The following is a 23193-nucleotide window of genomic DNA, read 5'->3' on the forward strand; positions in this document are numbered from 1 at the left end:
GACAATCAGTCTAAATAATCACAGCATCGCCGGAATTTCAAGTGCCAACTACGTATGGTAATATAGTACCTTAAAACAAAAAATAATCCGAATTTATCCGGATAAAAGGGTTGTTGTAAAAATATTTTTACTGCATGTGCAGTGATTTCCGAGATGGTACAGGCCGATCTTATCAAAACCTATCACCTGGGGAAACCGGGTATCGACAGGCAGTTTTCCGTATCCAAGCGTAATATGCGGCCAATAATGTTCCCTTGTGCCCTGATCCCCATATGAATTGACATAATTAATACTTGCCTCGCTAATTACGGTGTCATGATTAAACATGCCACCGGTTACTGTCATCTCCATATAGTCACCATATGCATAGATGAGGGTTTCATGAAGGTGCCGCAGATCCTTCATATTTTCAATATTCAGACTTGTACATTCGTTTCGATAAACAATTTTATCGATGTTCAGATAAAACTGGCAGAAAGACGCTGCTAACGCCCGTAGTTTCGCCTTCACCGTCTCAAGCCTTTTGACCGGCAACCCGCACATCAATAACGATAAATGCGGCAGATTACCGGTTTGGGAAAGAATAATTTGCCGGTCTTCAGGTTGAAACAGACACCTGTTTAAACGGACAATATCTTCCATGTGCTCATCTGATGGTAACAACACAAAATCAACCGCAATAATTTCTGTTAATTGTTGATATAGTGGATCAGTTTCCAGATTTTCGATAGACTAAATTACCATATTTCCAACTCCAGATAGAGTTCACCTTCATTGTCAAAAATACCGCTATCGATATCATTGCACCTTAACTGTAACAATTTAGGATAGTCGGTTTTAGGGATTAAGATACCATCCCTGCCGATAGCAAACACCGTTTCCTTATTTTTTTCCCCGCCATTTTCCAGCTCGGGAAACTCCATCACAAAATGCCCGTTTGATCTGATTTCACTGGAGTACAACACCCTGCCTATGAGGCAACCTTCGTTTCTACCCGGCACAGGGTATTCAGGCTTTTCCGCTATCACAGGCCCTCCTTCGGGGCCATATTTATCGGGTCCGTGCTTCCGTGGATTTATATTCCATAAACCCTCTTTGTAATGCACAAATACAGAATACCCTGAAGGAATAGTGATCCCCTCTTGCCAGGTTTTGAAGGCTACGACTTTTCTAGGTATTTTAGCTCCCATAGTCTGCTATGTTTGTTTACATCTTTAACCAAATCCAAATATAACCATCATAGTGCTTTAAAACGGCTTAAATATGGGTAATACCTCACATGCATAAAATATCTCCGGCAATGCTCTTAATTCCATCTCTATAATACGCCCAAATAGGCTCAAAATTGCCCTTTCTGCTTATTTTAGCTTCTTTTTAATTTCTCTTATATCATTTTCAATCTCCAGGATCTTTGCTTCTACCGTAGAGGGCGGGTTTAAATAAGTACTGTAAACGCCATAAACCTCCCATAATTCAAGGATTTCGTCAGTATCGAGGTACATGGATGAATAATTAGGATCATCGGAAGAAAATTCAATCTGCTTGCTAACGGCCGTAACCCTCCGGATAATGATATTTTCCCTTTTAACCACAACAAAAACCTTTCCCTTTTTAATGTTTTTTTTGGTCAGGCTTTCGATCTTATAACAAAGCAAAATGTCACCATGATGAAGTCCGTTATGATTATATTCCATTTCACTGCCACTGAGCTGAAAAGCCCGTGATTTTTCCTTCCGCGTTACCGGTAGGTAGATTTTTCTCAACTTGGAAATAAAATCCTTGTTTTGGTAATTGACAATATACTCCAGGTATTTATCCAGTAACACCAAGGCAATGCCTCCCGGTGGCATGGGATTGGCTTCCTCATCCTTATCAGCCAATTTGGTACCGGCCCGGTCTCCTACAATTACGTCAAATTTATAAAGATCGTTTATAGTCAACTCTTTATTTAATAGCAAGTCAATCGAAAGTCCAAAATAGTGAGCAATTTGAACAATTGTATCAATTTTTGGCTCTGCCCTACCCTCTTCATAGGCCCCGACACTTGGCCGGGCAAGATTAAATAATTCAGCAAAACTGGCCTGACTAAGCTTTTTTACCGTTCTGATCTTCTTAATATTCTTCCCTATAAACGACATATTGATAAAAATTTTTATGCTAATTTTTTGAGCTTATCTAAAAATTTTAGTATATTTATTTCGTAAAAGAAAATATATTCAGTCTAATTTAATCAAATAGTATCTAATTTTATTATCAAAGTAAATAAAATTAGCAATATTGAATCATTGTCATAAAATCTAAAACCAACTTACACACGCATGAAAAAAAGCCTGGATCGATATTAAATGTCCATGACCTGAAGCCAACCCGGTTCAAATTAATCGGATAAATCAATTTAAACCAATTTTATTTCGAACAGAACTCACTAAAACTTAAACCATGGACAACAATTTTCAGAAAGTAAAAAATTACATTCTAGAGCTAAATTATTTGATAACCATAGAAAATGAAGAAGACGGCCTGATTGTCATCGAAAAAGAAACGGAAGGTATTAAAAATTTGGTATTAGGAATAGCCGACCCTTTGCTGATCGTGGAGCAATTCATTTTGCAAATCAGCAACACACGCTTTGAAATTTATAAGCGTCTTTTACAAAAAAACCGCGATATCATACACGGTGCCTTTGTATTGGACGAAAGCGGCAAAAAGATCATTTTCAGAAATACACACGAATTAGAAAACCTCAATTTAAATGAAATAGAGGGCACATTAAATGCTTTGGGGCTGTTACTGAGCGAGTATTCCGAAGAATTAATAAAATTTTCCAAAAACTAAAAGTCCGTACAATTATGAACATTTTCAAGAGAATCTTTAAAATCGGCCAGGCTGAGGTACACGCTGCCGTCGACACCCTGGAGGATCCCATCAAGATGACGGAGCAGGGCATCAGGGATATGAGACAAAACCTGGATAAAAGCCTGAAAGCCCTGGCAGAAGTAAAAGCTTTAGCCATCAGGGCACGGGATGAAGTGGAAACCAATAAAAACAAGGCCAAAGATTACGAAAACAAAGCCGTGCTACTTTTAAAAAGGGCACAATCAGGCGAGATGGAAATGGCCGAAGCTGACAGGCTGGCTACCCAGGCATTGGAAAAAAAGGAACAGTGCCAGCAACAAGTGACAAGGGCCCGGGCAGAACAGCAAAGGTTTGAAAACAACTTGGCCAGTCTGGATGCGAATATCAAAACTATCAGAGGTAACATCAGTAAATGGGAAAATGATCTGAAAACCCTGAAAGCCAGGGTAAAAGTAAGTGCTGCGACTAAAACCCTGAACAAGCAATTAGCTCGAATCGACTCATCCGGTACCTTGTCAATGCTGGAAAAAATGAAAGACAAAGTCTCGCAGGAAGAGGCCCTGGCAGAATCATACGGTGAAATAGCCAATGAAAGCCGTTCGATTGATGAGGAAATCGATAAAGCCCTGACCGGTACCGGCCAGAACAAAGCCGGGGAAGATCTGCAAGCGCTTAAGAAAAAATTAGGAATGAGTAATAACGAAGATGACGATAGTGACGAGGTGAAGAATTAATAGGTAACAACGTCCATGAAAGAACTTTTTAATGCTGCGCGATTTCATCGCCCAACATTATACCAACTGCCTTGTTGGGGCTGGCGCTGCTATATTGGTTAACCGTAGTAATAGGGGCGTTGGACTTTGATGCACTGGATTTTGATGTCGATACGGATATCGATACTGAGGTGAATGCGGAGGTGGGTCCGGTAACAGATGCTGAGGTAAATGTGGCGGATGTAAATGCGGATGGTGGCGTATCGTTGTCCTGGTTCAATTCAATCCTTGTATTCTTTAATATGAGCAAAGTCCCGTTCATGCTGTTTTTAACCTCGCTGGTTTTGCCTCTGTGGGTGATTGCTATCATGACAAACCATTACCTGGGCATTGACTCGTTTCTGGGCGGATTAATCGTATTGGTCCCGGCATTTATGCTAAGCCTGTTTTTTGCAAAATTGCTGACCTTGCCCTTTGTAAAGCTGTTTGCACACATGCAAAAGGAGGACAGTGAATCAAAAACGGCTATCGGAAAAATCTGCGTTGCATCTACCTTAATTACGGATACAAAAATCGGCCAGGCACAGGTAGCAACCAGTGGCTCACCGCTTTTACTCAATGTAATTACCAGCACGGGACATGCACTTAAAAGTGGTGACTCGGCACTTGTCGTCGAGTATTTAAAGGACAGACATCTGTACCTTGTAGAACCTTTTAGTTAAAATGGACAATTGACAATTGATAATTGGTGAACGCAAAATTAATAGCGGAAAGCCTGTAATAGGTAATTGGCAGTCAGGTGGAGATAACAATTGAGTTTAACCCTATAACCGACACCTTAAAACCTGCACCTATCACCACATACAAAACCCAAATATCAATACTAAATTGTCAATTATAAATAATAACACATGGGAACATCATTGCTTTGGACTGTAGCTTTAATTACAGCATTTATTTTAATGGCCGTCGCGATACTCATTGCGAGAATGTATCGCAAGGCGGTGCAGGGAGAAGCTCTGGTGAGGACAGGGGCGGGAGGCACTAAAATATCGTTTAACGGGATACTTTCTTTTCCGGTAATCCACAAACTGGAGATTATGGATATCACGCTAAAAACCATGGTGGTGTCAAGAACGGGAAAAGACGGCCTGATTTGTAAAGATAACATGAGGGCTGATATCCAGATTACCTTTTTCATAAGGGTGAACAAAACCGGGGACGACGTAAAACATGTAGCCCAATCGATAGGTTGTCAGCGGGCTTCCGACGAGGAGCAACTTGAGCTGCTCTTTGATGCCAAGTTTTCAGAAGCCTTGAAAACTGTTGGTAAGCAGTTTGACTTTGTAGCGCTTTATAATTCCCGGGCAGATTTCAGGGATAAAATCATTGAAGAAATAGGGACCAATCTAAACGGCTATATCCTCGACGACTGCGCCATCGATTACCTGGAGCAGACACCCCTGGAGTCCTTGAACGAAAATAATATTCTGGATGCGGAAGGTATCAAAAAGATCATAGATATCACTTCACGGGAAAAAATAAAGGCCAATTTAATTGAAAAAGAGAAGGAGAAAACAATTACAAAACAAAATGTGGAAGCGAGGGAGACAGTATTAGAGCTGGAAAAACAATTAGCAGCATCTGAAGAAAAACAACGAAAGGAAATAGCTACCATAAAAGCCTGTGAAGAAGCCGAAACCAAAACAATACAAGAGCAGGAAAGGCTGAAATCAGAAAAAGCCCGTATTGCCACTGACGAAGAGGTACAGGTGGCCGAAGAAAACAAAATGCGCGAAATAATTGTGGCACAAAAAAACAAGGAAAAAACGGAGGCTGTGGAGCATGAAAGAGTCGCACAGGCACGGTCGCTGGAAGCTACGGAAAGGGAAAGGATAGTGACACTAGCGCAGATTGAAAAGGAAAAAGCCGTAGAAGAAGAGCGAAAAAATATACAGGATGTTATTCGTGAAAGGGTCGCAGTAGAAAAGGCGGTGGTAGAGGAAGAGGAAAAAATCAAGGATACAAAGGCCTATGCGGAAGCAGACCGGTTGAAAAAGGTCGCTATTACACAAGCTGAAAAAGACGCTGAGGAAGCGCTTGTAAAGGAAATAAAGAGTGCAGAAGCCAGGAAACAGGCTGCGGAGCACCTGGCCAAACAAAAGCTGATCGATGCCGAGGCAGAGCAGGCTTCAGCAGGGCAGCGGGCAGATGCCATCAAAATCCTGGCCGAGGCCAAAGCCGCCGAGGCAGCAGCCTTGGGTATGTCTGAAGCAAAGGTAATGGAAGCCAAGGCAGATGCCCGTATTAAGCAGGGAGAAGCGGAGGCCAGTGTCATCGAAGATCAGGCCCTGGCAGAAGCCAAAGGCATTCGGGCCAAATCTGAGGCACAGGCATTGGCCAATCAAAAGATCGGTCTGGCCAGGGCCAGGGTCATTGAGGCAACCGCCGAAGCTGAAGAAAAGAAAGGTTTGGCTGAAGCAACCGTCATGGCTGAAAAATTTGCGGTAGACGCCAAAGGCATTGAGCAAAAAGCCGGTGCCATGAAGCAACTGGATGGCGTTGGAAAAGAGCATGAAGAATTTAAGTTAAAACTGGGGAAAGAGAAGGAAGTCGAACTAGCGACTATTCATATCCAGAAAGACATCGCCGAAGCCCAGGCCAAAGTGATTTCCGAAGCCCTGAAAGCAGCAAATATCGATATTGTAGGTGGTGAAACCATGTTCTTTAACCAGATAGTAAACGCCGTAACAAAGGGTAAATCCCTCGACAGAATGGTGAATAACAGTCAGGTGATTGGAAGCATTAAAGACACCTTCTTTAATTCCGACACAAGCGGCAACTTCAAAACCAGGCTCAGACATTTCATAGACCAATTTGGCATCAGCACCGAAGACGTCAAAAACCTGAGCCTTTCCGCCCTGCTGTTGAAAATGATGAACAAGGCCGAAGATGATAGCACCAAAGGCATAATCAGCCAATTGTCCGGCGTTTCAGAAGCACTGGGAATTGCCGACAAGCCCGCACTGAGCATTGGTGTGTAGCCGTACCGTTCGCTCTCCCGGAAAATCCGGGTTTTAGCCTGAATTCCATCATGGCCATCACCTAACACTGATAACTAAAAATAGAAAGACAGTCTTGTCGGATTTGTATGGAAGAGGTATGCGTTGTCATACTTAACGCTCGACTCAATGAATAGTTCAAACGAAAAACTAGCTTGTAAAATAAGTGGCCTGATCATCAGCATTTTTATCACGGGCATGCTGTTGATACTATTGACCAATGCAGACCATTATAGCGTTTCGACCTGGATTGCTTTTTTTATGGCTATCCTGGGTTTGGTTGCACTGAATATCGTTTACCTGAATTTAATAGAAAATGTATTTAGAAAGCTCAATCACAAAAATTAACATGAAAGACCCTATCAGTAAGTTTGAAGAAGAAATGCACAGGTATGAAGTGAAGGGGTTGAAAAAGAAGAACCGGGAAGAAGCTATGAGACAACTCAAAGACAAGCAGGAACTGTATGTTGCCGGAGAAAATGTCATTCAATTGGGAAATTACCGGTTTTCGGTCAATACGCAACCCCTGGATCCCACCATTGTACCTAAACAGGATGACATGTATTCCCACCTTACAGGGACCGGTTTTTTTGAAAAAATCCGGGATCAGGACTTTCATAATTGCCGGTTGGTGTGGGATCAAACCTATGTTTCAGAAAACGCCTCGGTCTACAAAGCTGAATACCTGGCCTATAAAATTATACAATCTGCTTCTGTCAATGCCCACAACAACAGCGAAATGGCGGTGCTTTCCCTTGGAGATCTCATAAAATCAGATGACAAAAAGCTGGGCAATTATATGAGGCAGTTTATGGCCGTGAGGTACAATGAAGGCTATATTAAAGGCGTACATGATCACGACGCTACCAGGATTTTAAGTGTTTTGCTAAAATTTCTGAATACTGCGGATCTCTTGAGGTATTCATCGGAAGCGAGGGCTTGTGCCATGTTGTTCTGGAAAATCTTCATTTCGGAAGAAAACAAAAACCATCTCAATCATCAGTTGAAAGGGGTGGGCACTATTCTGAAAGTATTCCCCAAAACACATGAATTCGATGATATTAAAATGGAATTGCGAAACATGCTGGAGGCATTTGTTAGCAACACGGGGTTATTCGATCCGTCTGTTACAGCGCAGGCAGCCGAATACCTTTTTCACGAGGTCAACCGGGGAGACCACTTTGTGATTGATATGGAATCCGCCAAAATATACGAGCAATTCTTTTCATATCTCGATAAAAAGAAGGCGAAAAAAGAATTTGATCACTCCATCGGGCAAATTGCCAACGGTCCTTTGGCCAAATACCGGTTGATTAAACATTGGTTACAGGCTTACCTGAATGCTGACGCCAGTATTTCAGGGGAAGCATATATCAATGAAACTGCGACGTTGATTTTAGCCGACGCATTTAAAACAGCTCACATAGTTCATGTAGCCTTAAAAGAGCCGGTCGAAGGTTTGCTGGGCACACACCCTGTCATACAGGACAAAAAGTATGCACTGGACTACCATACATTTATGCTCAAACTAGGGCATTTTGAAAACCATGTTGTGCCGCTATTCAATCAATTTGTACAATGGAAGAAAAAAATGACCGAGGCATATGGTGATACTTTGAGGTTGCGGGAGTTTAAGCCGGAAATCTTGTCTTCTTTTGTCAGAAATCAACTGATCGACCAGGTGTATTTGCCCCTCATAGGCGCCAATCTCGCCAAGCAAATCGGGACCGTGGGAGAAAACAAAAGAACCGATCTAATGGGCCTGTTGCTCCTGATCTCCCCTCCCGGTTACGGGAAAACTACTTTGATGGAGTACATGGCCAGCAGACTGGGGCTGGTGTTTATGAAGGTTAACGGTCCTGCCATCGGTCATAACATCACCTCTGTCGATCCGGCCGAAGCTACCAATGCTGCCACAAGGGAAGAGTTGGAAAAGCTTAACCTCGCGTTCGAAATGGGCGATAATGTGATGATCTATGTGGATGACATCCAGCATTGTAACCCGGAATTCCTGCAAAAATTCATTTCACTTTGCGATGGGCAAAGGAAGATCGAGGGTATTTATAAAGGAAAAAGTAAGACCTATGACTTTCGTGGTAAAAAGGTATGCGTGGTAATGGCAGGCAATCCCTACACTGAAAGCGGCGAGAAGTTCAGGATCCCCGACATGCTGGCCAACCGGGCTGACATCTACAACCTGGGCGATATTATTGGTGATAACGCCGCAGTCTTTAAGCTAAGCTACCAGGAAAACAGTCTCACTTCCAATCCGGTGATGAGTAAGCTGGCAGGTAAAAGTCATCGAGACCTGTACACCCTGATCAAAATCGCCGAAACCGGTAACAGGGAGGGGCTCGATTTTGAATTTGACTATGCTGCGGCTGAGATCGATGAATACACCAACGTGTTAAAAAAGCTGTTTAAAGTCCGGGATGTTATCTTAAAAATAAACCTGGCATACATTTATTCGGCTGCACAGGCAGATGAATACAGGACTGAGCCCCCTTTTAAGTTACAGGGTTCTTACCGTGACATGAACAAAATCGCTGAAAAAGTGATGCCAGTCATGAATGACAAAGAACTGGCCACCCTGATCAATACCCACTATGAAAATGAGGCCCAGACCCTGACCACAGGCGCCGAAGCCAATTTGTTGAAATACAGGGAGCTTCAAAATAAGTTGGGCAAAGAAGATAAAAAAAGATGGGAAGCCATCAAAGAGGCCTTCCTGCGTAAGCAAAAGCTCAGCACACTAGGCGGACAAAACCAGGTGGGCCAGGTGTTGTTGCAAATGGAAAACATTAATAAAGGGTTAAAAGGCATTGTAAATGCTTTGACGCGGGAAGAACAAGCATAGATTTGAGGGTTAAAACAAAATCATCCAAACCGGGCCATGCCAAACTGTACCGGAAAAAGCGATCCGGTCATGTCGGTGACACTACATCTTTCGAGGTATTTATTTCACTGGTAATCGTGGTCGCTGTATTAATTATCATGCATGTTTTAGGGATTTTGTAATCGCCGAAGGCGAATCCTCAATCATGGTTTTCAAAGCAGATAACAACATGTTTACATGATTTTTGGTACTGCTTTCCCCCATAAGACCGATTCGCCAGATTTTTCCTGCAAGGTCACCCAGACCTCCGCCAATTTCAATATCATACGCTTCCAAAAGTCTCTTTCTAACCTCCACTTCTTCGAGCCATGAAGGAAGCACCACCGAGTTTAACACAGGAAGTCTGAATTCCGGTTTAACCAGGAAGCCAAAGCCGAGCGCCTGCAATCCATCCCGTAACAACTCATGATTTTGCTTGTGACGCATAAACCGCTTTTCAAGGCCTTCTTCCATCACCAGTTGCAGTGCTTCCCTGAGGGCAAACATGGCAGATACCGGGGCAGTGTGATGATAGGCTCTTTTGGCACCCTGCCAGTAGTTCTTGACCATCGTCAGATCCAGAAACCAACTTTGAACCCTGGTCTTTCTTTCTTCCAGCACTTTGATAGCCCTTTCACTAAATGAGACAGGCGATAAGCCCGGAGGGGCGCTGAGGCATTTCTGCGTTCCTGAGTAAAGGGCATCGATTTGCCATTCATCCATTTTTATTTCCGTACCACAGAATGAAGTCACCGCATCTACCACAAAAAGTGCCCCGGCCCGGTGCGCCAATTCGCTTAATGGTTCCAAAGGTTGCAAAACCCCGGTAGATGTCTCCGCATGAACCACCGCCACTAATTTGGGAGAACGATTCCGTAATGCTTCTTTCACCTGCTCCGGATCAACGGGCTCTCCCCAGGGTGCATCCACCCTTACCACTTTCGCCCCACAGCGTTCAACAATATCACTTATCCGGTTCCCAAACACCCCATTTACACATACCAAGGCTTCATCTCCCGGCTCCAGAAGATTTACCAGGCACGTCTCCATCCCTGCGCTTCCCGGAGCCGAAACTGCAAAGGTCAGATGGTTTTTGGTTTGCAACGTTTTTTGAAGCATGACCTTAATATCGTCCATTACCTCCAGAAACTGGGGGTCAAGGTGCCCTACCAGGGGTGTAGACATGGCTTTTAATACACGGGGGTGAACATTGGAAGGCCCCGGGCCCATCAGGATTCTTGTGTTGGTGTTTAAAGGATCTCGGTATGACATATATATTTTTGTAGTTTATTTCTCGGTGTGCCGGCAAAATTAAAAACTTTATCTATTTCAAGCCCTATCCAGTTGCCAAATCCCTTTATTATTTTTTCATCGACCCCCGAGAATACACTCCGTTCAAAATTTCCCCAATATCCCAACACACCACCATTCCGACCAAATACTCCAAGATTCCATCATTCCAAAATTCCACAACGCCACTACCTTACAGAGCAATATCCTTTCCCCATTACCGAGCTATCCCCATCAATCCCCCACCAGGGGATCGCTTACCTCCAAAAAATTCACAGCTATCAACCCCAATACCCCCACAATTAAAACATAATACACCGTAGGAATGATCGTTTTACGAAGCGTGCTCCCCTCCTGCCCCAACAGTCCGACCGTAGCCGATGCGGCCACCACATTATGAATGGCAATCATATTGCCGGCAGCAGCACCAACAGCCTGAAGGGCTACCACCATCGACATGGGAATCGTCAGGTTTTTTGCCACACCAAACTGAAACAAGCTGAACATTAAATTACTCACGGTATTACTTCCTGCTATGAATGCCCCCAGGGCGCCTATTGACGGGGCAAACAAAGGCCAGATCACGCCCACATGTGCCGCCACCCATGCTGCCATGGCAATGGGCATACCCGATATACCCAGTTCATTTTCACCCGAATTAATATATATCCTTACCATCGGCACTGTAAAGATCAGTACATAGCCCGCTCCAAAAACCATTTTTGAGGAATCACGCAAGGCCCTTCCCAGTTGATTTAAATCCATGTGATGCAGAAAGTACGTGATGGCCACCACCAAAATCAGGATAGTTCCCGGCAGATAGAGGGGGGTGCTTACACCATCCACCCCTGTATCCAAAATATCCGGCCAGCTAACTTTTATACTGGTTAGAAAAGCCTTGAAGGGTAGCTGTGGCAGACGGGAAATGACAAGCAGCAGTGCTAACAGCAGATAGGGTATCCAGGCCCTGGCTATGGTCATGCCGGTGTTGGTGGTTAATTCATCTGTTTTGATCTGTATTTTTCCCATCCAGGTATCTGCCCAGGTTTCCTGCGGTGCAAAATCCCAGTTTTCTTTTGGGGTAAAGATTTTTTTCCTGGCCAGAAAAGTGACCAGGATCATCCCGGCCAAAGCGCCCAGTAATGAAGGAAACTCCGGGCCGAGGAAGATGCCTGTAAGCAGGTAAGGGATTGTAAATGCCAGCCCACCGATGAGCGCAAATGGAAATATAGCCAGTCCCTCTTTCCAAGACTTATTTTTACCAAAATAGCGGGTCATCATCGCACACATGAAAAGTGGCATGATCGTACCTGCGATGGCATGCAGCACAACTACGTGAACGGTAATCAATTGCAGGTAATCACTGAATTCCAGGCCCACGGAGGCCAACCGGGTATTAAGTTCCGGGTGCTCCAGTCCGCCTTTAATGCCTACCAGTACCGGTGTACCCACTGCGCCAAAGGTTACAGGCGTGCTTTGAACCATCATACCCAGCATGACAGCCGCCACGGCAGGGAAGCCCAGTGCTACCATCAGTGGTGCCGTAATGGCAGCAGGTGTACCGAATCCCGCAGCCCCTTCTATAAAGGCCCCAAACAGCCATATGGCAATAACAACCTGTACACGGCGGTCGGTACTTATCATAGAAAAACCTGTGCGGATTACCTGAATAGCCCCGGAGTATTTCAGTGCATTCAGCAATAATATGGCCCCAAAAATTATGTACAGAATATCAAAAGTTATAAATAAACCCTGTATGGTAGAGGCCACGACCCGGGTTGTACTTACACCCCACGCTAAAATGGCAATGACTACTGTGCTTATGTAGGCAAGTGGCATGGTACGGCTCGCAGGCCACCGGAAGCCAACAAGCATTATTGCCACGCCAAGAATGGGGAGAATTGCCAGCATGGCTTGTAAATCTAAGGACATATGTTATGGTTCTGGTTTTTCTTTCTTATCTGTGTTAACAGATGGTTATTGCCTCTCCCTTAACGATTCGATCTCCATGCTGCAATTTACCTAAAAATTAAGACGGAAAATTCCCCCGGACCCCCTACCCGGTTTTTTGTTTTTATGGTTTCAGGATTTGTTTCAGGGCCAGTTCCGTCTCAGTGACTGGCAGCCGGCAGGACTTATTTTGACAAACGTAGATGGTGGTTTTACCATTTACCAGTTTGTTTTCAAGCAAGGGCAATTGCCCTTCCCGGGCACCTCCCATGAAAAACACGTTAGGCAAATAGTGCCGGTCAAACTCTTTTCTGATACTTTCGTAATCATTTCCGACAATTGCCACCTCATAAGGTGGTTTTATCATCCAGCTCATCAAAATAGCCCAATTGGCATAGTAGGGGCCACCTTCGGCCAGGTTCTCCTTTACGTTATTAAGCATTTGTGTGGCCATGTCTACCCATGCTGGCTTGTACAAGTACTGGCCAAGCACGTACAGGTTTTTGGCCATGGCTGAGTTGGACGAGGGGATGACATTGTCCGGAACCTCTGTTTTCCTGGCCAGCAAGGCAGGATCGAGGTCAGATGTGTAATAAAACATGCCGTTGTCCTCGTTGTAAAAATGAGCCATGGTATAATCCAGAATTTTCCCGGCTTTAAAAAGCCATTCTTCCTCAAAAGTGGCCTGATACAAGCTTATAAAGGCATCGATGGTAAACGCATAGTCATCTAAAAAAGCGTTGATGACGGACTTGCCGTCTTTGAAATTTCTTGTCAACCGGTAATCTTCTTTTAAAACATTTTCAAGGATAAAGGAAGCGTTTAACCTGGCCCTATCCAGAAATGCCTTTTCATTAAAAGCCCTGTAAGCATCCACATATCCTTTGAGCATGAGGGCATTCCATCCGGTTAAAGCCTTGTCATCTAATCCTGGCCTCACCCTTGCTTCCCTGGCCTTGAACAGCTTTTCCTTTGAGCCGGAAATTTGCCTGGCTAACTCTTCCGTACTGATACCAAACTTTTCAGCTACTTCACTTTCGGGGGTTTCCCTCAATAAAATATTATGGCCTTCCTCCCAATTGCCTTCCCTGGTAATGGCGTAATAATGGTTAAAAACCCCGGCATCTTCCCCAAGCAGGCTGTCTATTTCTGATTTTTCCCAGATATAAAACTTCCCCTCTTCCCCTTCGCTGTCAGCATCCAGCGAAGAATAGAATGCTCCGGAGGGTGAAGACAATTCGCGCTCTACGAATTCCAGCGTTTCAAAGACTATCTGCTTATACAGCGGTTTTTTATTGAGCTGATAAGCGTGGGAATACAGGCTGACCAACTGCGCATTGTCATAAAGCATTTTTTCAAAATGAGGAACTTTCCAGTAGATATCAGTGGAATACCGGGCAAAACCTCCGCCAAGCTGGTCATAGATTCCCCCATATGCCATTTTATCCAGCGTAAGCAGGGCCGCCTTTTGAGCCGACTCGTTGCCGGTTAAGAAGGCATATTTCAACAAAAATTCCTGACCTATGGGCATTGGAAATTTCGGCGCCTTTTTTTGTCCCCCCAATTCATAATCAATAATCGGTTCCCAATTTGAAAAAATCTGCTCCAGGTCTTCCGGCGTATGCGTTTTTTCTTCTTCAATGAGGGGGACCAGGCCAATGGCATTGATACCTTCGGTAATCTTCTCCGCTTGCCGGAAGGCCTTATCGGGTTCACTTTTGTATACCTCCTGAATTTTGCTTAGCAAATTCAGCCAGTTATCTTTTGGAAAATAAGTGCCTGCAAAAATGGGTCTCCCATCCGGCAAGGTTATGGCATTTAACGGCCAGCCTCCCCTGCCGGTCAGCAATTGGGCCGCATCCATATAAATCTGATCCACATCGGGCCGCTCTTCACGGTCTACCTTAATCGACACGAAATCCCTGTTCATAATTCTTGCCACGGCAGAATCCTCGAATGACTCTTTTTCCATCACATGACACCAGTGACAGGCCGCATAGCCAATACTGACGATCATTAACTTGTTTTCTTCTTTTGCCTTGTTCAATGCCTCTTCACCCCAGGGATACCAGTCTACAGGATTATGGGCATGTTGCAATAGATAGGGGCTGCTTTCATTAACCAGCCTGTTTGTATAAAGATGTTCTTCTGTTTGTTCCAAAGTATTTGATTTTTGCCCGCATGAATTATTCATAATAACACACAAGACCAGACATAATCCTATTTTTATTCTTTTCATCATAAACTTTTCGGTCTCAGGAATTATGTAATTCATTTCACGGAGTTAACAAAATAAGGCTAACTATGGTGCCAGCTTTCCTAAAATTAAAAGAAATAAAATACAATACCCACCCTGTAACGAAACTTTCCACTGGTAAATTTGATATCTTCGTTATCTGTATTGGTGAGATTTCGATAGACATAGTCCGCGCCCAGTTGCAGAGCTACATCCCTTGATTCGTTCAAAAAGATATCGTATCCAAGCCCACCTGTAGCGTAGAAACCATTGAAGTTGGTCTTTCGGATGGTATTCCCGGTCTGCTCCTTCCTGTTGTTGAGCCCATAACCTCCCAATACTTGTAAAAACAGTTGATCCACAAAATACCAACGGACGAACGGGCCACCAAAAAACTCTCCGATCGTAGTTTCGTTACCATTTTCCTCTTGTACAAAGCTTACATCCACCGTGACTCCCAATCCAATAGCAAACCGGTCGGCGATAAAATACCCCCCCTGAGCTGTACCCCATAGGTCTAACGTGGTTTCTTCTTCTTGTACCGTGGGTGTGATATCTATTTCGTCCTTACCATGGGAAAGGCCAAAGTTAGCGTTTAGAAGCAAGTCATCTTTCAGGTATAGCTCATCTTCCTCCACGCTATAGGGCAATAAACGGCTTAAAGTCGAAGTGGAAGTTGGCTTGGCATCATCAGATTGTGGTTCCTGGGCAAACAGCGGGCGCGAAATCAGCCCACATACTATGAAAACGATGGTAGTTATCTTCATGAATAAAGCAAAGATTAAATCTTGTATGATTTGGTTTCGTCTAAAATTTTCTCTAAAGTAGACGCAAATAATCAAAAAAATGGAATTATCTCAAGAAAATTGATTTTTCAAAATTCCCTCATACCGTTAGCCACTATCACAGGTTCCCTCAACCCTTGCAAAAGTCAATTTTTTATAGAAATATTACATCATTCAATCACAGCTTGTTTATCGTTTATTTTCAGTACCAATTTGGCTAAATTGAGACAGGTTTAATTCCGGCAGAAGAAGGCCGTATGTAACAATCTAGAAGTTAAAATAGCAATGAAATCGATGCGGGCAGTTTTTATGGTTTTGATGGTTTTGGTGTCACAAAACCTTTTGGCAATGGAAAACAAGGGAATTTTTTCAATTAAATCACCGAAAGCCGGCCCCCCTTTAGTACCTTTCAGGCTATCGGACAATGTTTTTGAAAAAGATTTTCATCAGGATAATTTTTCCCCTACTGACAATGATAAAGAATTAAAAATAAGAATAAACCGGGGTAGGAAATTTACCAATAAAGGAGAAATCGAGGTTGAAATAAGACCTATCAAGCTAAGTGCCACACTCATTTCCAAAATGAAAATCGGTTTTCAACCCGACCTGAGCGATGCAGAATGGGAAGTTTTTGCAAACAGTAAATCTGTCAACATTCCCGATTCGGAGGGCGAGTTAGTGGTTTACGCGGTTTTACAAGACAAGGCAGGAAATGTTTCTCCGGTTGAAAAGGCAAAGATCATTGTGGATACTACCCCTCCCACCGGCGCCAGTCTTATTATCAATAAAGGCGCCGAGGTTACCAATAACCCCGAAATGCAGGTGCGTCTGTCTATCCTGGCTACAGATGCCTATAAAATGCAAATAAGTAATACAGGGCAGTTTAACGATGCTGACTGGGAAGATTATGTGCCTGAAAAAAACTGGATGATCGGGCCCAGAAAAGAAGGGAAAAAGACCGTTTACGTTCGTTTTGCCGATAAGGCCACCAATATCAGCGAACCCATACAGGCCTCTATTCTGGTGGATCTGACACCACCTCAGGGAACCGTAGAGATCAACCGGGGTGCCACATTTACCGACAATCGCCAGGTTACGATAAAAATCCATTCAAAAGATGCGGCTGTGGTAAGGATCATTGGCCACGGCATTAAAAACATCCCATATCAGCCAACTGAAGAAGACGGTAGCATGATCCGGACAATGGAACTGGATTCTTTGGACGGGCAGAAGTTTATCAAAGTATTTTTCAGGGATAATGCGGGAAACATCAACAAACAGCCTGCGGTTGACGACATAGTACTGGACACGAAAGCGCCGGAAATAGGGCTGTTCCGGATTAATCAGGGCGAAAAATATTGTACCAACCCCAATGGCAAGGTAACTTTGAAAATTGGCACGCGTGAAGATTTAACATCATTCGATATGTATATCAGTAATGATCAGGCTTTTACCAATGCCAAACCCAGGGCATATGCACCCAAAATTGACAACTGGCCGTTAGATACCGCAGAGGATGGGTTAAAAAATGTGTATCTGCGTTTTATCGACAAGGCGGGCAACGTATCTAAAACTGCGATGGCGAGGGTGATGCTGGACCGTCAGCCGCCGGTGGCCAAAAAAATTGTTATTGATCATGGCAATGAGTGGGTGAATAAAAACTACGCCAACCTCACCATCGAGGCCGCTGATGCAGACTACATGGAGATCAGCAACAGCCCAAAATTTTCACAGCCAAATGCATGGGAAGCCTATGAAAATGGCCGTGGCAATTGGATGTTGCCGGCCAGGGATGGCAAAATTAACATTTATGCCAGATTTAAAGATAAAGCGGGCAATGTTTCGGAGACAATTTCTGATTTCATCCATAAAGATACCCGGTCACCTGCCGGAAAAATCAGTATCAACAAGGGGGCCAGGTATACCAATGATGCCTCAAAGGCTGTCAAGGTAACCATGACCTATGATCGCGACACTTATGAAATGCAGGTCAATGACGATCCCAATTTTAACAATGTGAAATGGGAAACGGTCAGCGCCAGCATTGACAACTGGATACTGGATGGGGAAGACGGTGAGAAAAGAATTTTTGCACGTTACAGGGATAAGGCTGGAAATATTTCAGAAATTATTGCAGCCAGGATCATTCTTGATACGCAGCCACCGCTATATCCGTCAATTAGTATCAATGGTGATTCACTTTACACCAGTCGTATGGATAAAATGGTAAACCTGGAAATCAGCGCCGAGGATGCCACTTATATGATGATTTCAACCGACCCCGGGTTCAAAGACAGCCAGTGGGAAAGATATAATCAACAAAGAAAATTCACACTGCCGGGACAGGATGGTGAAAAAGAGCTATTTATAAAGTTCCGGGACGACGCAGGCAACATATCACCGGCAGCCAGTGATAAGATTATCCTCGACCGTTATCCTCCGAGGCCGGTTTCCTTCAAAATCAACAATGGAGAAGAATGGACCAACCAGGTCGACAAGGAAGTGACCCTTAACATCCGTGCGGAAGGGGCTTCGCAGATGATCATCTCTGACAATCCTGAATTTAACGGGGCCGGCTGGCGGGAGTACCAAACCGAGCTACCAGGCTTTGAACTTCCGGGGGAAGATGGTATAAAAATCCTTTTTGTGGCTTTTAAAGATGAAGCAGGGCATCAATCCAAAAGTCTGTCAGCTACCATCAAGCTAAAGAGAGAGTTTTAGGGAAATTGGCTTTCTCTTATTTTATTTTATTATCTCACTTAATAAATTTACGTCCATAGCCCCTGAAATAGCCACCGGATGTTTAAACTATTGTATAAACTATTTCTGTTTTTAACAGCCCTGATCTACCTAAGCACCTTTTTCTCACCTGGTTGGATTTGGTTTTTGGGGTTATCATCTTTTCTGATACCGGTGCTGCTCTTTATCCATGTGGTTTCTTTTATTTTCTGGACACTGATAAGGGGAAAATTCAGCATTTATCTTACGATTGGCTTCATCATGAGTATACCCTATCTCCTATTGACGGTTTCATGGCACCCTCAGGAGCAAAACCCACAGGGAATCAGTGTATTAAGCTATAACGTGCGGGTATTTAATGTTTATAAGCATTTAAACAATAACTTTGCGTCTTCAAAAAAAATGATCGATTGGGTGAGGCAGGATACTTCGGCGATAAAGTGTTTTCAGGAATTTCATAATCAGAAAAATTCACCCATATTCAATACAGTCGATATTATCAGCAATGGAGGAGAATATGAATCTTATGTCAAACCCCAGGTTATCAATCACAAAGGAGACGAATTTGGCCTGGCTATTTTCAGCAAATATCCTGTAATCAACAAAGGCATGGTGGTATTTGAACAATCGGATAGTAATAACAGTGCTATTTATGCAGACGTGGTCTACGGTCATGACACCATAAGAATATACAACGCACACCTCGAGTCTATGAGCATCAATGAGAACAGCATTCTCAGCAGAGCCGGGCTTAGCAATGAATTGGACAACCTGATGGAGAGGTTGAGGGAAGGAATGACCGTCAGGGCCAACCAGGTGAATGACCTGATGAGGCATATAGAAAACTCACCGTATCATGTCATATTATGCTGTGACCTGAATGAATTACCCTACAGCTATGTCTATGGTCACATCAAAAAAAAACTGGCCAATTCATTTGAAAAAGGTGGTAAGGGATTTGGATTTAGTTATAATGGAAAAATCCCTTTCCTGCGCATTGACAATCAATTTTTCAGCAGTGGCCTGGAAGTGTTAAAATATAAAACCTCCAGAAAAGCTAATTATTCGGATCATTATCCGATAAAATGCGTTTACGGAATAAAAAAGGATTCGGAATGACAACAAAGCCAATAGATGGTGTAGAAAAAATGCACTGTCAGAAAGACCGATTTTACCTTCCCGACCATGTTACTTATTTAAACTGTGCCTACATGTCCCCCCAGCTAAAAGTAGTCATGGAGACCGGAGTAAAAGCCATGGGAAGGAAGAATTTGCCTTACGAGATCGCCCCGCGGGATTTCTTTGACACGCCTGAATTGCTGCGCCGGACTTTTTCAAAACTCATTAACAATGCCGAACCGGACCGGATTGCCATCATTCCTTCAGTATCATACGGGATAAGCATTGTCACCAACAATGTAGATTTGAAGCCCGGAGATCAGATTTTAGTGGCAGCGGAGCAGTTTCCGAGTAATTTTTACCCTTGGCATAAGTTATCGGTCAGAAAACAAGCGCAGCTAAATATTGTCAAGGCACCCGAGGGCAATGACAGAGGACAAGGGTGGAATGAGAGCATACTGGAAAACATCAATGAAAAAACAAAGATAGTGGCACTCGGCAATGTTCATTGGACAGATGGCACCAGGTTTGATCTCAGGGCCATTCGTACTAAAACGCGGGAAGCAGGGGCACTTTTGGTGGTGGATGGAACACAATCGGTAGGCGCGTTGCCTTTTGACATGGAAGACATCCAACCCGACGCCCTGATCTGTGCGGGGTATAAATGGTTACTGGGCCCCTATGCGATCACCTTGGCTTATCTGGGCCCTTGCTTTGACGAAGGTGATCCACTCGAAGAAAATTGGATAAACAGGCGCAACAGTGAGCACTTTGCGGGATTGGTCAGCTATGTTCATGAATACAGGGATAAAGCCCTGCGATACGCCATGGGTGAGCAAAGCAATTTCATCCTGACACCCATGCTACAAAAGGCCATAGAGCAACTGAACGAATGGGGAGTGTCCAATATTCAAAATTATTGCGCCCGTATGACAGATGATCCTGTCAGAGAATTGCAATCCCTTGGAATCAGTATCGAGGATGAACGTTACCGGGGTGCTCACCTGTTTGGTCTTAGAACACCACCCAACATGGATATGGAAGCCCTTGCCGACCGGTTCAAAAAAAACGAAGTATATATCTCAATCCGTGGAAACGCTATCCGGGTAGCCTTTAATGTCTTTAATGACGAAAACGATATGGACAAACTCGTTGAAATCATTAAAAAGGTTTCAAAATAATTTCTAATACCGGCTAAACTGTAATTCCACCCTTCTGTTTCCAGGATTACCCGGGGAAGCCGTACCGCCCGGTAAAGGATACCGGTCGCCATGACCTTCTACCTCGATCCTCTCTGCGGGAACACCTAGTTCCAAAAAGGTATGCAGCAACGTTTCTGCCTGTCTGATGGTGCGGTCATTATGAAAGGTATACCTGATTTCCCGGATAGCAGGTTGGGGGATGCTGTTGTTCAGACTGTCCAGATCCACATTCTTATCGAGGTATTCGACGTCGATTCTTCCCTGTTTGCCTTCCCGGCCCGAGTTATCGGCCCATAGAGCGTCATATTCCTCAAATGCGTATATGGTGTCAATCCGGGTTTCGGTCAGATCTTCACTACTTTGGATGGAATCGGTAATTACCCGGTCAGTGTGAATGCCAATTTCAATATTCAGATCCGGGTGGTCTTTGAGCACCTTCATGATTCTTTTCAATTCAAAGTGTGAAGCCTCCTCTAATTCCGCAGAACGGGGCCTGAACCTGATGTTTTCATCAATGAACGACAGGCCATCCCTGACTTCCTGAAGCCTGAATACGTGATTTTCCCGCGCAGAACCGGCCAGGGAATCCGCAAAATACAATTTGGCGCTGTAAAGATACTTTTTGTCCAATGATTGAATTGAAAAGTCATAAGCCCTTCCCACAGGGAAAACAGTGTGAAACTTGCCATTCGCGTCATCTGTCCGGGCATATAGAACCCTTTTTTTCGTTTCAGTATCATATACCTGGATAAAGGCTTTCACCGGATCTTCGGTGCGGTCATCAACGACTTGTCCATCCATCAAAACCACCTTATCACCCTGATATGCCACCGGTAACTTTGAAAGTATAATATTTTCCTTTCCACGGTAATCTGTTGAAAAATATATTTCATTCCCTTTGGCCGTCAAGCTTGCAAACATCTCATCCCTGGATGAATTCAAAAAAGACATGGGTTCCGGTTTGGACCAGTGGTCGCCGAGGTTTTTGGTAAAATAAAAATCCAGTCCGCCTTTGCCACCACTCCGGCGAGACGAAAAGACCAGGGTCCTGTTATCCGGAAATATTTTGGGAAACTGGTCGTCACCCAGGTTTACCGGTGCGGGCAACTTGACCGGTGGATTCCACAATTCCTTGTTTCTCCTTTTGCTGACCCATATTTCGCATCCCGAAGCTTCATCCCTGTTCATCCGGTCACAGCGCATAAAATACAGGTACTGGCCGTCAGGTGAAATCGACGGGGCAGCGTCATGGCCCGGAGAGTTTACCGGTTTTCCCAGGTTTTTTGCCGGCATCCAGCGATTCCCTTTCTTTTCAGTATACATGATGTCATATTGACCAATTCCCTGTCCCCGGGTAGAGGTAAAATAGATCGTGTTTCCATCGGCACTAAGACAAAACCCACCAATGAAATTTAATTCCGGAAAAGTGTTGACTTCTTCCACCTCCTCTGGCTGCGCCCATTTTTCCGGACCGCTTCTGCGGGTATATTTCAACTCGGGTGCACCACTTGCCGAATAGGTGGATAAGTAGATCATGGTTTTGCCATCAGCGCTCAAACTAGGGGCAAAATTGTCTTTATTCATAATATTAACGCTTCTGGGAAGTACCTTTCTAGGCACCTGGGCGAGAACGCCAATATGATAAACTGTTGCTAATAATAAAATGTATAGATACTTCATTTGTAAAGTATTTACTATATAACTATAATAGCCTAAAATTAGTGAATAAGGGGTTCAAAAATATTTAAAGATATTTTGATTGATTGCTAATGACATATTTTTTGCAAAAACTGTACAAATTCGAGCGGATTGGTGTCCGAATTTAATACATATTATAAAAATTTGAACCATTACTTCTTTGTAAATAGCTGATTATTAATAATTTATAAATTCTGGCACACTGATTGGCTATCATCAGGCAAAGGTCAAAACTCAATTTAAAAACTCCAAATAACTCTCAACAACAATGAAAAGCGTCAAAACCTTCTTAAAGTTCACTTCAGCCTTATTTTGTCTCCTCATTTTAGTCAGCTTCACACCTGATACTGTCCATACGGAAGTGACAGATGATGAAAAAAAGGAAGAAATCAAAGAATTAACTTATGATCAGGTTTTCTCTTCTGCCACTTTGGACTTTGACTTTGATTCGGAACCGAAGATAAAAATCTACAATGCCAACGATATTCTCGTCTATGAAGATAACGTGGCCTGTATTGGGGACATACAATCTGATAGCCTGAAAAAATTATTTTCGAAATGTAATTTTTTAATGGAAAATAACAACACACGATACTACATAATTAATTGAAATACACAGAATCTTCTTCATAAGTGATAGTTTAGTTAAAATCTTGTCCAAGCCCTTG

The 23193-nt window shown here is 43.6% G+C and carries 18 protein-coding genes; 10 read left to right on the plus strand and 8 right to left on the minus strand.

The features are described from left to right. Positions 1 to 93 precede the first annotated feature (93 nt). From AC04NP_RS05325 to AC04NP_RS05335, 3 genes are all read right to left on the minus strand, one after another. Positions 94 to 642 carry a 2'-5' RNA ligase family protein gene (locus AC04NP_RS05325; RefSeq protein WP_482858475.1) on the minus strand — a complete coding sequence of 183 codons (549 nt, stop codon included), beginning with the start codon at positions 640 to 642 and terminating at the stop codon, positions 94 to 96. 95 nt (positions 643 to 737) lie between these two features. Beyond that, the gene (locus AC04NP_RS05330; RefSeq protein WP_482858476.1) at positions 738 to 1190 is read right to left on the minus strand and encodes a hypothetical protein; all 453 of its coding nucleotides are present in this window, start codon (positions 1188 to 1190) and stop codon (positions 738 to 740) included. A gap of 168 nt (positions 1191 to 1358) precedes the next feature. Continuing rightward, positions 1359 to 2138 (minus strand): helix-turn-helix domain-containing protein, encoded by a 780-nt coding sequence (locus AC04NP_RS05335; RefSeq protein ID WP_482858477.1) that lies wholly within the window; start codon positions 2136 to 2138, stop codon positions 1359 to 1361. 301 nt (positions 2139 to 2439) lie between these two features. Here AC04NP_RS05335 and AC04NP_RS05340 point away from each other — a divergent pair, with 301 nt between their 5' ends. The 6 genes from AC04NP_RS05340 (at position 2440) to AC04NP_RS05365 (ending at position 9488) form a co-directional block, all read left to right on the plus strand. Further along, positions 2440 to 2835 carry a CesT family type III secretion system chaperone gene (locus tag AC04NP_RS05340; RefSeq protein WP_482858478.1) on the plus strand — a complete coding sequence of 132 codons (396 nt, stop codon included), beginning with the start codon at positions 2440 to 2442 and terminating at the stop codon, positions 2833 to 2835. A 14-nt stretch (positions 2836 to 2849) separates the two neighbouring features. Continuing rightward, complete coding sequence (locus AC04NP_RS05345; RefSeq protein WP_482858479.1) at positions 2850 to 3590, plus strand: PspA/IM30 family protein; 741 nt, start codon at positions 2850 to 2852, stop codon at positions 3588 to 3590. Positions 3591 to 3664: 74 nt separating this feature from the next. Next, entirely contained in the window at positions 3665 to 4291 is a 627-nt protein-coding gene (locus AC04NP_RS05350) for a hypothetical protein (RefSeq protein ID WP_482858480.1), read from the plus strand. A gap of 189 nt (positions 4292 to 4480) precedes the next feature. Beyond that, positions 4481 to 6613: a flotillin family protein gene (locus AC04NP_RS05355; RefSeq protein WP_482858481.1), complete on the plus strand. Its 2133-nt coding sequence runs from the start codon at positions 4481 to 4483 to the stop codon at positions 6611 to 6613. A gap of 147 nt (positions 6614 to 6760) precedes the next feature. Continuing rightward, a complete protein-coding gene (locus AC04NP_RS05360; protein WP_482858482.1) occupies positions 6761 to 6979 on the plus strand; it encodes a hypothetical protein in 219 nt (72 codons plus the stop codon). A 1-nt stretch (position 6980) separates the two neighbouring features. After that, on the plus strand, positions 6981 to 9488 hold the full coding sequence (locus AC04NP_RS05365) for an ATP-binding protein (RefSeq protein WP_482858483.1): 2508 nt from the start codon (positions 6981 to 6983) through the stop codon (positions 9486 to 9488). 135 nt (positions 9489 to 9623) lie between these two features. Here AC04NP_RS05365 and AC04NP_RS05370 read toward each other — a convergent pair whose 3' ends face one another. From AC04NP_RS05370 to AC04NP_RS05385, 4 genes are all read right to left on the minus strand, one after another. Further along, positions 9624 to 10778: a pyridoxal-phosphate-dependent aminotransferase family protein gene (locus tag AC04NP_RS05370; protein ID WP_482858484.1), complete on the minus strand. Its 1155-nt coding sequence runs from the start codon at positions 10776 to 10778 to the stop codon at positions 9624 to 9626. 252 nt (positions 10779 to 11030) lie between these two features. Further along, the gene (locus AC04NP_RS05375; RefSeq protein WP_482858485.1) at positions 11031 to 12728 is read right to left on the minus strand and encodes an L-lactate permease; all 1698 of its coding nucleotides are present in this window, start codon (positions 12726 to 12728) and stop codon (positions 11031 to 11033) included. 142 nt (positions 12729 to 12870) lie between these two features. Continuing rightward, a complete protein-coding gene (locus tag AC04NP_RS05380; RefSeq protein WP_482858486.1) occupies positions 12871 to 15021 on the minus strand; it encodes a thioredoxin domain-containing protein in 2151 nt (716 codons plus the stop codon). 50 nt (positions 15022 to 15071) lie between these two features. Next, entirely contained in the window at positions 15072 to 15749 is a 678-nt protein-coding gene (locus AC04NP_RS05385; RefSeq protein WP_482858487.1) for an autotransporter outer membrane beta-barrel domain-containing protein, read from the minus strand. Between the two features lie 366 nt (positions 15750 to 16115). Here AC04NP_RS05385 and AC04NP_RS05390 point away from each other — a divergent pair, with 366 nt between their 5' ends. From AC04NP_RS05390 to AC04NP_RS05400, 3 genes are all read left to right on the plus strand, one after another. After that, positions 16116 to 18488, plus strand: a complete 2373-nt coding sequence (locus AC04NP_RS05390) for an Ig-like domain repeat protein (RefSeq protein ID WP_482858488.1) — start codon at positions 16116 to 16118, stop codon at positions 18486 to 18488. Positions 18489 to 18566: 78 nt separating this feature from the next. Next, positions 18567 to 19625, plus strand: coding sequence for an endonuclease/exonuclease/phosphatase family protein (locus AC04NP_RS05395; RefSeq protein ID WP_482858489.1), 1059 nt, complete (start codon positions 18567 to 18569; stop codon positions 19623 to 19625). Next, entirely contained in the window at positions 19622 to 20806 is a 1185-nt protein-coding gene (locus AC04NP_RS05400) for an aminotransferase class V-fold PLP-dependent enzyme (protein WP_482858490.1), read from the plus strand. The genes AC04NP_RS05395 and AC04NP_RS05400 overlap by 4 nt, the downstream gene beginning before the upstream one ends. A 3-nt stretch (positions 20807 to 20809) precedes the next feature. On the opposite strand, the gene AC04NP_RS05405 is transcribed toward AC04NP_RS05400, so the two are convergent. After that, positions 20810 to 22507 (minus strand): OmpA family protein, encoded by a 1698-nt coding sequence (locus tag AC04NP_RS05405; RefSeq protein ID WP_482858491.1) that lies wholly within the window; start codon positions 22505 to 22507, stop codon positions 20810 to 20812. A gap of 286 nt (positions 22508 to 22793) precedes the next feature. Between AC04NP_RS05405 and AC04NP_RS05410 the strand changes: the two genes are divergently transcribed. Beyond that, positions 22794 to 23135 (plus strand): hypothetical protein, encoded by a 342-nt coding sequence (locus AC04NP_RS05410; RefSeq protein ID WP_482858492.1) that lies wholly within the window; start codon positions 22794 to 22796, stop codon positions 23133 to 23135. Positions 23136 to 23193: the final 58 nt, after the last annotated feature.

The sequence above is a fragment of the Agaribacillus sp. DX54 genome (assembly GCF_056858335.1).

Bases quoted from the DNA above. Each gene is read 5' to 3' on its own strand.
- AC04NP_RS05325 (WP_482858475.1), bottom strand. From the start codon at position 642: ATGGAAGATATTGTCCGTTTAAACAGGTGTCTGTTTCAACCTGAAGAC.
- AC04NP_RS05330 (WP_482858476.1), bottom strand. From the start codon at position 1,190: ATGGGAGCTAAAATACCTAGAAAAGTCGTAGCCTTCAAAACCTGGCAA.
- AC04NP_RS05365 (WP_482858483.1), top strand. From the start codon at position 6,981: ATGAAAGACCCTATCAGTAAGTTTGAAGAAGAAATGCACAGGTATGAA.
- AC04NP_RS05355 (WP_482858481.1), top strand. From the start codon at position 4,481: ATGGGAACATCATTGCTTTGGACTGTAGCTTTAATTACAGCATTTATT.
- AC04NP_RS05335 (WP_482858477.1), bottom strand. From the start codon at position 2,138: ATGTCGTTTATAGGGAAGAATATTAAGAAGATCAGAACGGTAAAAAAG.
- AC04NP_RS05375 (WP_482858485.1), bottom strand. From the start codon at position 12,728: ATGTCCTTAGATTTACAAGCCATGCTGGCAATTCTCCCCATTCTTGGC.
- AC04NP_RS05380 (WP_482858486.1), bottom strand. From the start codon at position 15,021: ATGAATTACATAATTCCTGAGACCGAAAAGTTTATGATGAAAAGAATA.
- AC04NP_RS05360 (WP_482858482.1), top strand. From the start codon at position 6,761: ATGAATAGTTCAAACGAAAAACTAGCTTGTAAAATAAGTGGCCTGATC.
- AC04NP_RS05370 (WP_482858484.1), bottom strand. From the start codon at position 10,778: ATGTCATACCGAGATCCTTTAAACACCAACACAAGAATCCTGATGGGC.
- AC04NP_RS05410 (WP_482858492.1), top strand. From the start codon at position 22,794: ATGAAAAGCGTCAAAACCTTCTTAAAGTTCACTTCAGCCTTATTTTGT.
- AC04NP_RS05345 (WP_482858479.1), top strand. From the start codon at position 2,850: ATGAACATTTTCAAGAGAATCTTTAAAATCGGCCAGGCTGAGGTACAC.
- AC04NP_RS05395 (WP_482858489.1), top strand. From the start codon at position 18,567: ATGTTTAAACTATTGTATAAACTATTTCTGTTTTTAACAGCCCTGATC.
- AC04NP_RS05405 (WP_482858491.1), bottom strand. From the start codon at position 22,507: ATGAAGTATCTATACATTTTATTATTAGCAACAGTTTATCATATTGGC.
- AC04NP_RS05385 (WP_482858487.1), bottom strand. From the start codon at position 15,749: ATGAAGATAACTACCATCGTTTTCATAGTATGTGGGCTGATTTCGCGC.
- AC04NP_RS05340 (WP_482858478.1), top strand. From the start codon at position 2,440: ATGGACAACAATTTTCAGAAAGTAAAAAATTACATTCTAGAGCTAAAT.
- AC04NP_RS05390 (WP_482858488.1), top strand. From the start codon at position 16,116: ATGGAAAACAAGGGAATTTTTTCAATTAAATCACCGAAAGCCGGCCCC.
- AC04NP_RS05400 (WP_482858490.1), top strand. From the start codon at position 19,622: ATGACAACAAAGCCAATAGATGGTGTAGAAAAAATGCACTGTCAGAAA.